The organism is Pseudomonas sp. C32 (assembly GCF_030417915.1).
Lineage (GTDB): Bacteria > Pseudomonadota > Gammaproteobacteria > Pseudomonadales > Pseudomonadaceae > Aquipseudomonas.
In genome coordinates this window covers 449,109-463,184 of record NZ_JAUHUK010000001.1, presented here as the reverse complement: position 1 = coordinate 463,184, position 14,076 = coordinate 449,109, and the positions used below count along the sequence as shown (strand labels likewise).

12 protein-coding genes and 1 pseudogene are annotated in these 14,076 nt (G+C 60.3%); 9 read left to right on the top strand and 4 right to left on the bottom strand.

Annotation, left to right across the window (positions count from 1 at the left end):
* The first annotated feature begins 76 nt into the window (after positions 1-76).
* Both QYH43_RS02095 and QYH43_RS02090 read left to right on the top strand, forming a co-directional pair.
* Positions 77-1,282: an aminotransferase class V-fold PLP-dependent enzyme gene (locus QYH43_RS02095; protein WP_095152009.1), complete on the top strand. Its 1,206-nt coding sequence runs from the start codon at positions 77-79 to the stop codon at positions 1,280-1,282.
* Positions 1,279-1,683 (top strand): SufE family protein, encoded by a 405-nt coding sequence (locus tag QYH43_RS02090; RefSeq protein WP_095152008.1) that lies wholly within the window; start codon positions 1,279-1,281, stop codon positions 1,681-1,683. The genes QYH43_RS02095 and QYH43_RS02090 overlap by 4 nt, the downstream gene beginning before the upstream one ends.
* 85 nt (positions 1,684-1,768) lie before the next feature.
* On the opposite strand, the gene tcdA is transcribed toward QYH43_RS02090, so the two are convergent.
* Entirely contained in the window at positions 1,769-2,587 is an 819-nt protein-coding gene (gene tcdA / locus QYH43_RS02085; protein ID WP_046041104.1) for a tRNA cyclic N6-threonylcarbamoyladenosine(37) synthase TcdA, read from the bottom strand.
* A gap of 264 nt (positions 2,588-2,851) precedes the next feature.
* Here tcdA and QYH43_RS02080 point away from each other — a divergent pair, with 264 nt between their 5' ends.
* From QYH43_RS02080 to QYH43_RS02065, 4 genes are all read left to right on the top strand, one after another.
* The gene (locus tag QYH43_RS02080) at positions 2,852-5,443 is read left to right on the top strand and encodes a glycosyltransferase (protein ID WP_301156083.1); all 2,592 of its coding nucleotides are present in this window, start codon (positions 2,852-2,854) and stop codon (positions 5,441-5,443) included.
* Between the two features lie 188 nt (positions 5,444-5,631).
* Complete coding sequence (dapE, locus tag QYH43_RS02075) at positions 5,632-6,783, top strand: succinyl-diaminopimelate desuccinylase (RefSeq protein ID WP_095058931.1); 1,152 nt, start codon at positions 5,632-5,634, stop codon at positions 6,781-6,783.
* Positions 6,783-7,592 (top strand): putative RNA methyltransferase, encoded by an 810-nt coding sequence (locus QYH43_RS02070; RefSeq protein WP_095058932.1) that lies wholly within the window; start codon positions 6,783-6,785, stop codon positions 7,590-7,592. Before dapE ends, QYH43_RS02070 begins: the two co-directional genes overlap by 1 nt.
* A gap of 76 nt (positions 7,593-7,668) precedes the next feature.
* On the top strand, positions 7,669-8,046 hold the full coding sequence (locus QYH43_RS02065) for a hypothetical protein (protein ID WP_095058933.1): 378 nt from the start codon (positions 7,669-7,671) through the stop codon (positions 8,044-8,046).
* A 110-nt stretch (positions 8,047-8,156) separates the two neighbouring features.
* Here the strand turns inward: QYH43_RS02065 and QYH43_RS02060 are convergent, their stop codons facing one another.
* Entirely contained in the window at positions 8,157-8,366 is a 210-nt protein-coding gene (locus tag QYH43_RS02060) for a cold shock domain-containing protein (RefSeq protein ID WP_053159625.1), read from the bottom strand.
* 237 nt (positions 8,367-8,603) lie between these two features.
* Between QYH43_RS02060 and plsB the strand changes: the two genes are divergently transcribed.
* The 3 genes and pseudogenes from plsB (at position 8,604) to QYH43_RS02045 (ending at position 11,988) form a co-directional block, all read left to right on the top strand.
* The gene (plsB, locus tag QYH43_RS02055; RefSeq protein ID WP_095152006.1) at positions 8,604-11,105 is read left to right on the top strand and encodes a glycerol-3-phosphate 1-O-acyltransferase PlsB; all 2,502 of its coding nucleotides are present in this window, start codon (positions 8,604-8,606) and stop codon (positions 11,103-11,105) included.
* Positions 11,106-11,126: 21 nt separating this feature from the next.
* Positions 11,127-11,261: pseudogene (locus QYH43_RS02050) on the top strand (YbaY family lipoprotein); the annotation flags it as partial.
* A 37-nt stretch (positions 11,262-11,298) separates the two neighbouring features.
* Entirely contained in the window at positions 11,299-11,988 is a 690-nt protein-coding gene (locus QYH43_RS02045; protein WP_095152005.1) for a DUF4197 domain-containing protein, read from the top strand.
* Between the two features lie 109 nt (positions 11,989-12,097).
* Here the strand turns inward: QYH43_RS02045 and QYH43_RS02040 are convergent, their stop codons facing one another.
* Together QYH43_RS02040 and QYH43_RS02035 are read right to left on the bottom strand one after the other, a co-directional pair.
* On the bottom strand, positions 12,098-13,435 hold the full coding sequence (locus tag QYH43_RS02040; protein WP_095152004.1) for a Fic family protein: 1,338 nt from the start codon (positions 13,433-13,435) through the stop codon (positions 12,098-12,100).
* Between the two features lie 142 nt (positions 13,436-13,577).
* Complete coding sequence (locus QYH43_RS02035) at positions 13,578-13,859, bottom strand: DUF6124 family protein (RefSeq protein ID WP_095152003.1); 282 nt, start codon at positions 13,857-13,859, stop codon at positions 13,578-13,580.
* Between the last annotated feature and the right edge of the window lie 217 nt (positions 13,860-14,076).

The following is a 14,076-nucleotide window of genomic DNA, read 5'->3' as shown; positions in this document are numbered from 1 at the left end:
CAGACAGCCCGTGTTGTCCACGCGTCCATCGCGAGCAAGCTCGCTCCTACAAGGGGCAGGCGTACAGGCGAACAACATGATGATTCTCTCCCCCTGGCGCGCCGATTTTCCGGCCATCGCCGCGCTGCAACGGCAAGGCCAGACCTATCTGGACAACGCCGCCACCACGCAAAAACCTCAAGCCTTGCTGGATGCGCTGGCGCATTACTACGCCAACGGCGCGGCCAACGTGCATCGGGCGCAACACTTGCCCGGCGCCCATGCCACCCAGGCGTTCGAGGACAGCCGCCGCAAAGTCGCGCAATGGCTGAATGTTGGCGATAGCGGTCAGATCATCTTCACCCACGGCGCGACCTCCGCGCTGAATCTCCTGGCCTATGGCCTGGAACACCTATTCCAACCGGGCGATGAGATTGTCATCAGCGCCCTGGAGCATCACGCCAACCTGCTGCCGTGGCAGCAACTGGCACACCGTCGCGACGTGAAACTGGTGATTTTGCCGCTGGACGCCGACGGCGTGATCGACCTTGAAGTAGCCGCAGGCTTGATCGGTCCGCGTACGCGCCTGCTGGCTGTCAGTCAGCTGTCCAACGTGATGGGTGCCTGGCAACCGTTGCCCGAGCTGTTGACGATGGCCAAGGCACATAACGCTTTGACCGTGATCGACGGCGCCCAAGGCGTGGTCCATGGCCGCCACGACGTGCAAGCGCTGGGCTGCGATTTCTATGTATTTTCCAGCCATAAACTCTACGGCCCCGATGGGCTGGGCGTGCTGTTCGGGCGCAATGACGCGCTGCAACAGCTGCGTCCCTGGCAGTTCGGTGGCGAGATGGTGCTGGACGCCAATTATCACGACGCACGCTTCCGCCCGGCGCCACTGGGTTTTGAGGCCGGCACGCCGCCGATTGCCAGCGTGATTGGTCTGGGCGCGACCCTGGACTATCTCTCGGGACTCGACCAGAACGCCGTGTCCACTCACGAAGCCGCGTTGCATGACTGTCTGCTCAAAGGTCTTGCGGCCCGCAACGGCATTCGCCTGCTGGGCAAGCCGCAACTGGCGCTGGCCAGTTTTACCGTCGAGGGTGTGCATAACTCGGATCTGGCGCATTTGCTGACCGAACAAGGGATCGCGGTACGTGCCGGTCATCACTGCGCCATGCCGCTGCTCAAAAGCTTCGAACTGGCCGGGGCGATTCGCGTGTCGTTGGCGTTGTACAACGACTCCGAAGACCTGGAACGGTTCTTTAAAGCCCTGGACCAGGCGCTGGAGTTATTGCGATGAGCTTGCCTGCCGACGCCGTCAACGCGCTTGAAGTCTTTCAGGCAGCCGCTGGCTGGGAACAACGCGCACGACTGTTGATGCAGTGGGGCGAGCGCTTGCCAGCCTTGGATGATGCGCAAATGTGCGACGCCAACCGGGTGCACGGCTGTGAAAGCCAGGTGTGGCTGGTGGGTGAGTTGCGCGATGGCCATTGGCAGTTCCACGCCAACAGCGATGCGCGGTTGATTCGCGGATTGGTGGCGCTGTTGCTGGCGCGGGTCAACGGGTTGTCGGCGGCCGAGTTGCAGCAGGTGGACTTGGCGGATTGGTTCAATCAGTTGGGATTGGGGCGGCAGTTATCCGAGTCGCGCAGTAATGGCTTGAATGCGGTGCTTCAGCGGATGCGGGAAATATCCTTGTAGGAGCCGGCTTGCTGGCGATCCGCGCACCGCGGGGTATCAGGACTGCCGCCATCGCTGGCAAGCCAGCTCCTACAGGGGATACATTTTAAACCTGCGGCTTGACCCGCTCCGCCGGCCGCCGAACGCCCGCCACAATCTTATCCACAGCCTTGGTCGCAGCGACCATGCCGAACGTCGCCGTCACCATCATCACCGCGCCAAACCCACCGGCGCAGTCGAGCTTCACACCGTCCCCGACAAAACTCTTCTGCAAGCAAATGCTCCCATCCGGTTTCGGGTAGCGCAGTTGTTCGGTGGAAAACACGCACGGCACGCTGTAATGACGGGTCACTGTGCGGGAGAAGCCGTAATCACGGCGCAGCGTCGAGCGCACTTTCGAAGCCAGCGGGTCGTTGAACGTACGGTTCAAATCGCACACTTGAATCAGCGTCGGATCAATCTGCCCTCCCGCCCCGCCCGTGGTGATGATCTGGATCTTGCGGCGTTTGCACCAAGCGATCAGTGCCGCTTTCGCGTTGACGCTGTCGATGCAGTCAATCACGCAATCGATGTTCGGCGTGATGTACTCGGCCATGGTGTCGCGGGTGACGAAGTCCGGCACCGCATGCACCGTGCAATCCGGGTTGATACCGCGCAGACGCTCGGCCATCACCTCGACCTTGGGCTTGCCGACCGTACTGTCCAGCGCGTGCAGTTGACGGTTGGCGTTGCTGACACAGACGTCGTCGAGGTCGAACAGCGAAATCTCGCCCACGCCGCAACGGGCCATGGCTTCCGCCGCCCAGGAACCGACGCCGCCCACGCCGACGATGGCCACATGAGCGGCTTTCAAGCGCTCAAGGCCTTCGATGCCATACAAACGGGCGATGCCAGCAAACCGGGGATCTTCTGTACTCATGACCAACACCTCAAAAACCGGCGCGCATTATAGGGCCGTCAGCGGCCAAGAGCATCATTACGCTATGAACGGGCATCTACCACGAAAACTACATCGAACGAAGATTTGCCCTACACGCTCTAACGAAAGAACTTAAATCGACTTGGATTGCCCAACGTCCGGCAATTCCCTGTCCGCTGTACGTTCAGAGAATGCCCGGTGTAGGATGCGCGCCCCTTGGCGACGGCCAACCGTTCCTCCGTTCCACAGTCTTTGGAACCCGAAATAACTATGTCATCGCGTAAATTTGGACTCAACCTGGTGGTGGTGCTCGCCATCGCTGCCTTGTTTACCGGCTTCTGGGCGCTGATCAATCGCCCGGTCACCGCCCCCAACTGGCCTGAACAGATCTCCGGATTCTCGTACTCGCCATTCCAGCAGGGGCAATTCCCACAAAAAGAACAGTACCCAACCGACGATCAAATGCGTCGCGACCTGGAGATCATGAGCAAGCTGACGGACAACATCCGTACTTACTCGGTCGACGGCACGCTGGAGAACATCCCCAAACTGGCGGAAGAGTTCGGCCTGCGGGTGACGCTGGGGATCTGGATCAGCCCGGATCAGGAACGCAACGAACGGGAAATCACCCGCGCCATCGAAATCGCCAATTCCTCGCGCAGCGTGGTTCGCGTAGTCGTAGGCAACGAGGCAATCTTCCGTAAGGAAATTACCGCCCAGGAACTCAGCGTCTTGCTGGACCGAGTTCGTGCCGCCGTGAAGGTGCCCGTGACCACGTCCGAGCAATGGCACGTCTGGGAAGAACACCCGGAACTGGCCAAGCACGTCGACCTGATCGCCGCGCACGTACTGCCGTACTGGGAATTCATCCCGATGGACAAGGCCGGGCAGTTCGTCCTCGACCGCGCCCGCGACCTGAAAAAAATGTTCCCGAAAAAACCGCTGCTGCTGTCCGAAGTGGGCTGGCCGAGCAACGGTCGCATGCGCGGTGGCGCCGATGCGTCGCCGGCAGACCAGGCAATCTACCTGCGCACACTGGTCAACAAGCTCAACCGCCAGGGCTTCAACTACTTCGTGATCGAAGCGTTTGACCAGCCATGGAAAGTCAGTGACGAAGGTTCGGTGGGCGCGTATTGGGGCGTGTTCAACGCTGCGCGCCAGCAGAAATTCAACTTCGAAGGCCCGGTGGTGGCGATTCCGCAATGGCGCGTATTGGCCATCGGTTCGGTCGTGTTGGCATTACTGTCGCTGACCTTGCTGATGATCGACGGCTCGGCCCTGCGCCAGCGTGGCCGTACCTTCCTGACGTTCATCGCCTTCCTGTGTGGTTCGGTGCTGGTGTGGATCGGTTACGACTACAGCCAGCAATACAGCACCTGGTTCAGCCTCACGGTCGGCTTTTTGCTCGCCCTCGGCGCGCTCGGGGTGTTTATCGTATTGCTGACCGAAGCCCACGAACTGGCCGAAGCCGTGTGGGTACACAAGCGTCGTCGTGAATTCCTGCCCGTAGTGGGCGATTCTACGTACCGCCCGAAAGTGTCGATCCACGTGCCTTGCTACAACGAGCCGCCGGAGATGGTCAAACAGACCCTCAACGCCCTGGCCAACCTCGACTATCCGGATTTCGAAGTCCTGATCATCGACAACAACACCAAGGACCCGGCCGTGTGGGAACCGGTGCGCGACTACTGCGAAACCCTCGGCCCGCGCTTCAAGTTCTTCCACGTCGCACCGCTCGCCGGTTTCAAGGGTGGCGCGCTGAACTACCTGATTCCGCACACCGCCAAGGACGCCGAAGTGATCGCGGTGATCGACTCGGACTACTGCGTACACCCGAACTGGCTCAAGCACATGGTCCCGCACTTCGCCGACCCGAAAATCGCCGTGGTGCAGTCGCCGCAGGATTACCGCGACCAGAACGAAAGCACCTTCAAGAAGCTCTGCTACGCGGAATACAAAGGCTTCTTCCACATCGGCATGGTCACCCGCAACGACCGCGATGCGATCATCCAGCACGGCACCATGACCATGACCCGCCGTTCGGTGCTCGAAGAACTGGGCTGGGCCGACTGGTGCATCTGTGAAGACGCCGAACTGGGTCTGCGCGTGTTCGAAAAAGGCCTGTCGGCGGCGTATTACCACGACAGCTACGGCAAAGGCCTGATGCCCGATACCTTTATCGACTTCAAGAAGCAGCGTTTCCGCTGGGCCTACGGGGCGATTCAGATCATCAAGCGTCACACCGCCAGCCTGCTGCGCGGCAAGGACACCGAACTGACCCGCGGCCAGCGTTACCACTTCCTCGCGGGCTGGCTGCCATGGGTCGCGGACGGCATGAACATCTTCTTCACCGTCGGCGCCCTGCTGTGGTCGGCGGCCATGATCATCGTGCCGCAACGGGTCGATCCGCCGCTGCTGATCTTCGCAATCCCGCCGTTGGCGCTGTTCGTGTTCAAGGTCGGCAAGATCATCTTCCTGTACCGCCGCGCAGTGGGCGTGAACCTGAAAGATGCGTTCTGCGCGGCTCTGGCCGGGCTGGCGCTGTCGCACACCATCGCCAAAGCGGTGCTGTACGGTTTCTTCACCAGCAACATTCCGTTCTTCCGCACGCCGAAAAACGCCGATAACCACGGCTTCTGGGTGGCGATTTCGGAGGCCCGTGAAGAGATGTTCATCATGCTGCTGTTGTGGAGCGCCGCGCTGGGGATCTACCTGGTGAATGGCCTGCCGAGCAACGACATGCGCTTCTGGGTCACCATGCTGCTGGTGCAGTCGCTGCCGTACGTCGCGGCGCTGATCATGGCGTTCCTGTCGTCGCTGCCTAAACCTTCGGTCGAGACTGAAACGGCACCAGCGGTCTAAATCTTTGCCGATGCACTAAACGGCGGCCAATGGTCGCCGTTTTGCTTTAAGATAACCGCCATTTTGCGCGCGCCACCCCAACACTGTAGGAGCTGGCTTGCCAGCGATCAAAACCACGCGGTTCGCCTGATACACCGCTATCGCCGGCAAGCCGGCTCCTACAAAATGCCTTGCACCGGAGTTTTCCCATGACGGCCTACGCCGACCTTTCGCCGACCCTCCAACTCGCCATCGACCTGATCCGCCGTCCGTCCGTGACGCCGATCGACGCCGATTGCCAGAAGCAGATGATGCAGCGCCTGGGCGATGCCGGTTTCACACTGGAGCCGATGCGCATCGAAGATGTGGATAACTTCTGGGCGACCCACGGCAAACACGACGGCCCGGTGCTGTGCTTCGCCGGTCACACCGACGTGGTCCCGACCGGTCCGGTCGCCGCCTGGCAGATCGAGCCGTTCAACGCGCTGATTGACGAGCACGGCATGCTCTGTGGTCGTGGCGCCGCCGACATGAAAGGCAGCCTCGCCTCCATGACCGTCGCCGCCGAACGCTTCGTCGCTGACTACCCGGATCACAAGGGCAAGGTCGCGTTCCTGATCACCAGTGACGAAGAAGGTCCGGCGCATCACGGGACCAAGGCTGTGGTTGAGCGCCTCGTCGCGCGCAAGGAACGTCTGGACTGGTGCATCGTCGGCGAACCGTCGAGCACCACGCTGGTGGGTGACGTGGTCAAGAACGGCCGTCGCGGCTCCCTCGGCGCCAAGCTGACCGTCAAAGGTGTGCAAGGTCATGTGGCCTACCCGCACCTGGCCAAGAACCCGATCCACCTCGCCGCCCCGGCCCTGGCCGAATTGGCCGCCGAGCATTGGGACCACGGCAACGATTTCTTCCCGCCGACCAGCTTCCAGATTTCCAACGTGAACTCCGGCACTGGCGCGACCAACGTCATCCCCGGTGACCTGGTGGCGGTGTTCAACTTCCGTTTCTCCACCGAGTCCACCGTCGAAGGCCTGCAAAAGCGCGTCGCCGACATCCTCGACAAGCATGGCCTGGACTGGCACGTCGATTGGGCGTTGTCCGGCCTGCCGTTCCTCACCGAGCCGGGCGCATTGCTCGATGCGGTGTCGTCGAGCATCAAGGACATCACCGGCCGCGAAACCAAGGCGTCCACCAGCGGTGGCACGTCCGACGGCCGCTTTATTGCGACCATGGGCACGCAAGTGGTTGAGCTGGGGCCGGTCAACGCGACCATCCACCAGGTCAACGAGCGCGTGCTGGCCGCTGACCTCGATGTGCTGACCGAAATCTACTACCAGACCCTGATCAAGTTGCTCGCCTGATGCTTTCTTGCCCAATCTGCAGCGAGCCGCTCAATGCGGTGGACAACGGCGTGGTGTGCCCCGCCGGGCATCGCTTCGACCGTGCACGTCAGGGTTACCTGAACCTGTTGCCGGTGCAGCACAAGAACAGCCGTGACCCTGGGGATAACCAGGCGATGGTCGAGGCTCGCCGTGACTTCCTGAACGCCGGCCACTATGCGCCGGTGGCCAAGCGTCTGGCGGAGCTGGCCGCTGATTACGCGCCGCAGCGTTGGCTCGACATCGGTTGTGGCGAGGGTTACTACACCGCGCAAATCGCCGAAGCCCTGCCAAATGCCGAAGGCTATGCGCTGGACATATCCCGGGAAGCGGTCAAACGCGCCTGCAAACGCAACCCGCAACTGACCTGGTTGATCGCCAGCATGGCGCGGGTGCCGCTGGCTTCGGGCAGTTGCCAGTTCCTGGCCAGCGTGTTCAGCCCTCTGGATTGGGCAGAAGCCAAACGCCTGCTCAGCCCTGGCGGCGGCCTGATGAAAGTCGGCCCGACCAGCGGCCACCTGATGGAATTGCGCGAACGGCTGTACGACGAAGTCCGCGAGTACATTGACGATAAGCATCTGGACTTGGTGCCGGAAGGCATGACGCTCGCCCACAGCGAAACCCTGGAATTCAAGCTGACGCTGGTCAGCGGTCAAGACCGGGCGAACCTGTTGGCGATGACACCCCACGGCTGGCGCGCCAGTGCCGAACGCCGGGCGGCAGTCATCGAACAGGCCGAGCCGTTCGAGACCACCGTGTCGATGCGCTACGATTACTTCGTTCTTCAATAACTTTTTGGTTCCGGGCGAGTGCCCGAGGCCGGCTAAATCCGCGAATGGATTTTTCAGACACGCAGTGAGGACATCCATGCGCCAACCCGATATCGAGATTTACCTCAAAGACGCCGACGTCGACCACAAGGCCATCTCGGCCTGGCTGGGCGCGGCATTGGGCCCATGCACCGACTGGGTGCAAAAGGGCCAGACCTACAAGTGCAAGGCCGGCAACGTGCCGGTGACCTGGTTACCCAAAGCCGTAGGCAAATGGAACAGCCTGTACCTGGAAAGTGACCAGACGCCGTGGGAAGACGACATCGCCTGCGCCCGCGCCGCATTTGCCGCGCTGAACGTCGAAGTGCGTTGCGCACCGGGTACGTGGGTCGAGGAAGAAGGCGAAGAAACGGCGGATCGCTGGATTCGCATCAGCGTCGACGGTGAAGAAGAAATCACCTGGAAAACCGCCTGACATTGCTGGATGTAACGTGAACCTGTAGGAGCCGGCTTGCTGGCGATCCATGCACCTCGGTGCATCAGGATTGTCGCCTTCGCTGGCAAGCCAGCTCCTACAGGACCGTATTACAGACCTACCACATCCTCAGCCTGCAACCCCTTCTGCCCTTCCACCACCGCATATTCGACCTGCTGCCCTTCAGCCAGCGAGCGGTGTCCTTCGCCGCGAATCGCGCGGTAATGCACGAACACATCCACCCCGTCTTCGCGCTGAATAAAGCCATAACCCTTGGCGTCGTTGAACCACTTCACGTTGCCGGTTTCACGTGTTGCCATTTGTTCATACTCCCTTTTTATTATTGGTCGGGCTTTTCGCAGGAAAGCCTCGGGAACGTCAATCTGCACCCGGCGTCCCCTTGAAGGGCTCCGGCAACAGACGGCCGAGTATATGACAGGTAACAAAACTCTCAACTCAAGATTACTTCGCCGCTTTTTTGCCGATTTTCGATGAATCCGGCACACTATCGGCCTCCCGAGCAAACGCTCGGTTTTATTCACTCATGCAGAAGCCGTATGACCCGCTCCCCGTTCCGCCGTCTTGTGTTTGGCACCCTGCGCCGACTGTTGTATCTCTGGGTTCGCTCCGAAACGATCAACCAGTCGTCGTTCACCCTCAACCTCGACCGCAGTCGCCCGGTGTTCTACGTCCTGCAAAACCCTTCGCTGACCGACCTCGCCGTGGTCGACACCGAATGCAGCAAGGCCGGCCTGCCGCGCCCGGTGCTGCCGGTCTCGGTGGGCAATCTGCTGGAACCTGCCGCGTTCTTCTACCTGACGCCGGAACCGGACTGGCTCGGCCGCCAGGACAAGCGCGGTGCGCCGCCCACTTTGACCCGCTTGGTCAGCGCCTTGAGCCAGAACGCCGCTGAGGATGCGCAGATCATTCCGGTCAGCGTGTTTTGGGGTCAGTCGCCGGACAGCGAAAACAGCCCATGGAAATTGTTGTTCGCCGACAGCTGGGCCGTCACCGGTCGCTTGCGCCGACTGCTGAGCGTCATAGTGCTGGGACGCAAGACCCGCGTTCAATTCTCCGCGCCGATCCACCTGCGCGAGCTGATCGATCACAACAAGGGCCACGAACGCACCGTGCGCATGGCCCAGCGCATCCTGCGGGTGCACTTCCGCAACCTCAAGGCGGCAGTGATCGGCCCGGACATTTCCCACCGGCGCAATCTGGTCAAAGGCTTGCTCAATCAGCCGATGGTCAAGCAAGCGATCCTCGACGAAGCCGAGCGCGAGAACATCTCGCCGGAGAAAGCCAAGGCTCAAGCGCTGCGCTACGGCAACGAAATCGCCTCGGACTACACCTACACTGCGATCCGCTTTATGGAAGTGGTGCTGAGCTGGTTCTGGAACAAGATTTACGACGGCGTCAAGGTCAACCACATCGAGGGCGTGCAGAAGGTTGCCCAGGGTCACGAAGTGATCTACGTGCCGTGCCACCGCAGCCACATCGACTACCTGCTGCTCTCCTATCTGCTGTTTCGCAACGGACTGACCCCGCCGCACATTGCCGCGGGCATCAACCTCAACATGCCGGTGATCGGCGGTCTGCTGCGTCGCGGCGGCGCCTTTTTCATGCGCCGCACGTTCAAGGGCAATCCGCTGTACACCTCGGTGTTCAACGAATATCTGCACACCCTGTTCACCAAGGGCTTCCCGGTGGAGTACTTCGTCGAGGGTGGCCGCTCGCGCACCGGGCGCATGCTGCAACCGAAAACCGGGATGCTGGCGATCACCCTGCGCAGTTTCCTGCGCTCGTCGCGCATGCCCATCGTCTTCGTGCCGGTGTACATCGGTTACGAGCGCGTGCTGGAAGGCCGCACCTACCTCGGCGAACTGCGCGGCGCGGCCAAGAAGAAAGAGTCGATCTTCGATATTTTCAAAGTGATTGGTGCACTCAAGCAGCGCTTCGGCCAAGTGGCGGTGAACTTCGGTGAGCCGATCAAACTGGCGGAATTCCTCGACGGCGAACAGCCGGACTGGCGCAAACAGGAACTCGGCCCGCAGTTCCGACCGGCCTGGCTCAACGAAACCACCAACCGCCTCGGCGAGAAAGTCGCCCGGCATCTGAACGAAGCGGCGGCGATCAACCCGGTCAACCTGGTGGCACTGGCGCTGCTGTCGACCACCCGACTGGCGCTGGACGACCGGGCGATGGCGCGGGTGCTGGATCTGTACCTGGCGCTGCTGCGCAAGGTCCCGTATTCGCCGCACACCACCCTGCCGGAAGGTGACGGTCGAGCGTTGATTGACCATGTAAAAGATATGGACCTGCTGTCAGAGCAGAGCGATGCCTTGGGCAAGATCCTGTATCTGGACGAACAGAACGCCGTCCTGATGACCTACTACCGCAACAACGTCCTGCACATCTTCGCGCTGCCGGCACTGTTGGCGAGTTTCTTCCAAAGCGCCTCACGCATGAGTCGCGAACAGATCCTGCGCTACACCCGCGCACTGTATCCGTACCTGCAATCGGAACTGTTCATTCGCTGGTCGATGGACGAACTGGACGCCGTGATCGATCAATGGCTGGAGGCCTTCGTCGAGCAAGGCCTGCTGCGTTTCGAAAACGACGTGTACCTGCGTCCGGCGCCGAGCTCGCGGCATTTCGTGCTGCTGACCTTGCTGTCAAAAAGCATCGCCCAGACGTTGCAGCGCTTCTACATGACCGTGTCCCTGCTGCTCAACAGCGGTCAGAACAGCATCAGCGCCGAAGAACTGGAAGACCTGTGCACGGTCATGGCCCAGCGCCTGTCGATCCTCCATGGCCTGAACGCCCCGGAATTCTTCGACAAGAGCCTGTTCCGCCACTTCATCCAGACCCTGCTCGACCTCGAGGTGCTCAAGCGCGATGAAGCGGGCAAACTGAGCTATCACGAACTGCTCGGCGAACTGGCTGAAGGCGCAGCCAAACGGGTATTGCCGGCGGATATTCGTCTGTCGATCCGTCAGGTAGCGGTGCATCGCAGTGAAGATGCGGCGGATCAGATCGCGCCCCCACCACAAGCCTGATGCAAAAACTGAGGGAGCGAGCCTGCGATCGTGCTCGATGAACAGAAAGGCCCGGTCAAAGGCCAGGTGCCCCTGCCATTCCATCTGAGTTACGATCCGGCCCAGGACAAACCGGGTCATCGCTACTCTTTCAGCACGCGTATTGAAGTCGACGGCAGTCCGCTAAATTCATCCTTCGAACAAGGAAGCTCTCATGCTCCGCCCTACCCTTCGCTTTGCCGGCCTGTGCGCAGGCTTGATGATCAGTGCCAACGCCATGGCATTGGCACTGACCGACCTGTCACAGAAAGACGCCACCGGCGGACTCAAGGACGCCCTGACCCAAGGCGCGCAACTGGCTGTTAAACAACTGGGTACGCCAGGTGGTTTCAGCAACAACCCGGATGTAAAAATCGAACTGCCGGGCAAGTTGGGCAAAGTCGCCAGCAAAATGAAACAGTTCGGCATGGGTGATCAGGTCGATGAGCTGGAAGCCAGCATGAACAAAGCGGCGGAAACCGCCGTGATCCAGGCCCAGCCGATCCTCGTGGACGCCGTGAAGAAAATGACCGTGGAAGATGCCAAGGGCCTCCTCAGCGGTGGCAACGATTCGGCCACCCAGTACCTGAACAAGACCAGCCGCGAACAGATCCGCGCCAAATTCCTGCCCATCGTCAAACAAGCCACCGACCAGGTGGGCCTCGTCCAGCAGTACAACTCGTTCGCAGGGCAAGCGGCGACCATGGGCGTGGTAGATGCGAAGAGCGCCAACGTCGAAAACTACGTCACCGAGCAGGCGTTGAATGGCTTGTTTGAAATGATCGGTAAACAGGAAGAAACCATCCGCCAGAACCCGGCGGCTGCGGCGACCAGTTTGGCGAAGAAGGTGTTTGGTACGCTCTAAACACGCCCCCATGTAGGAGCGAGCTTGCTCGCGATGAGGCCTCATGCGTCAGCATTGATGTTGGCTCATGTATGTACCGCAATCGCGAGCAGGCTCGCTCCTACGGGCATCAGGTTGCCTGCTGCGGACGTAAAAAGAACACCCATTCGCGCCCCATCTTGCGCCTCTCGAACAACTTCAACGCGACCAGCCCATTCAGGGTGGCCGACGCCATGCGGTAAGAACAGCCCAGATTCTCGCTCGCATTGACCGCCGTGAACTCCTTGGCCATTCCGCTCCTGGCCACTTGAAACAAGGTTCGCTGTTTCTCTGTGAGTCGGTCGAGAAAACCACTGGCCCGCAACCAGCAATCAAACTGCTGCGCATCGTCGAGACTTTTCCGATACGCCTCGGTAAAACTGCCCACAGCCCGCAGCACCACCGAACACTGGAACTCGATGAAATAGGTCAGGTCCAGGTCATCCGCTTCGGTATTCAAATACGATCGTCCGTACTTCAACGGCGCATTGCGCAACAGAACACTGATGGCGATGTAGCGGAACGCCGAAAAGTCATTCTTGAACATGAACCAGTAAAACAACGCCCGCGCCACCCGACCATTGCCGTCGCGAAAAGGATGCTCGTAACCCAATACAAAATGCAGCGCGATGGCTTTGATCAACGGATGAAGGTAGTCCGCTTGATGGGGGTTGTTGTGGGACTGGTTCATCCACTTCGCCAGCGCCTGCAAACGTGACACGAGCCCTGCCGCAGGTGGCGGTGAATGCACGGTGTTGCCCTCGCCATCCTGGACCACGACATCATCGTTGCTCCTGAAGGCGCCAGGCGAGTACTGCGAATCATCGATACCCTCGACACCCACTCGGTGCAGGGTTGCGATCAGCTCAACGCTCAGCGGCTCGTAACGCTGCTCCCAGGCAACGTTCATCATCTTGAAGTTGCCGATGACCATTCGCTCATCCGGCGTACGCGGCAAACGATGGCGCTTAAGCATGTCCTTGGCCACCCGCGTCGTTGTGGCTGCGCCTTCGAGCTGGCTGCTGCTGATGGCCTCGTCTTCGATCAGGTCATTGAGCCAATAACTGAAATGCGCGCGCTCGCCGATCTGGCCGGCTATGTATTCCAACACTGCGGTGGTGGCCTGACGATCAATGGCTTTTTGCGCCAACGGCGTCAGCAGCAATTGCAGCCAGCGCTCCGGCTCACCCAGTGGCAACAGTCTCGAATACTGTGCAGCTCGCGCTTTCTTGACCAAGGCCCAGCACAACGTCGAATCCAGACCCGGCGCCCAGCGACGACGCAAAGCATCAAAAGGCAGATAACGCCCTTGAACGTCCAGTGGCTTGAGCAAAGCCAGGTAGTCCGAAAGTCGTTCCTTGTGGGGCGAGCGCAACAGCCGATCGAACACCGGATCGGACCGGCCCAACAAGGTGGGTGGAGTTTTCATGGTGCTGTCTCAAACGGGTGTGGAACCGGGGTCTGAGTACAACACCTGAGCTTTGCAGCCTCAATATCAGACCGGTCCGAGATCAATGTAGGAACAAAGAATGCCCGCTGGCCGGTCCAGGTTCAGCGGGCTTTTTGTGGTGCTACTGCTTTTCTTCCAATTGGTCCAACACGCCGTTCACCGACAACTGCGCCAGGACAATCATCTGCTGAATGCCGAGCGCCAGATTGCACGTCGGGCCATTCAGGAAGGACGACAGCTCAGTTGCCATCACATTCGCCGAGGCGAGGGTTTCGTAGGCATGGACAAGGAGGGTTTCAGAATCGACACCTGGGCGGATGGTGAAGATTGGGCAGGGGCGAACGGTAGTGTCTTCGGACTGCTCAGGATTTTTTTCTGGGGGATTTGGGCTGGGCTTTATCATTGTGAAGCTCCTAACGAAAGTTGGAGCAGCCAGCATCACTTGCAGATGATGGGTGGCAGCTGTGTGCAGGTCTGCAAGACCGAGTCGTTAGGCAACCTCGGCAGACCCGAAGATCTCCCGCACACAGCCACCATAAATCGGTGGTCGCTAAAAAGCGCCACGATTATAGGTGCGCCTGTAGGCGCCTAACAAACTATTGGCGGGCTTGCAGTCCCGG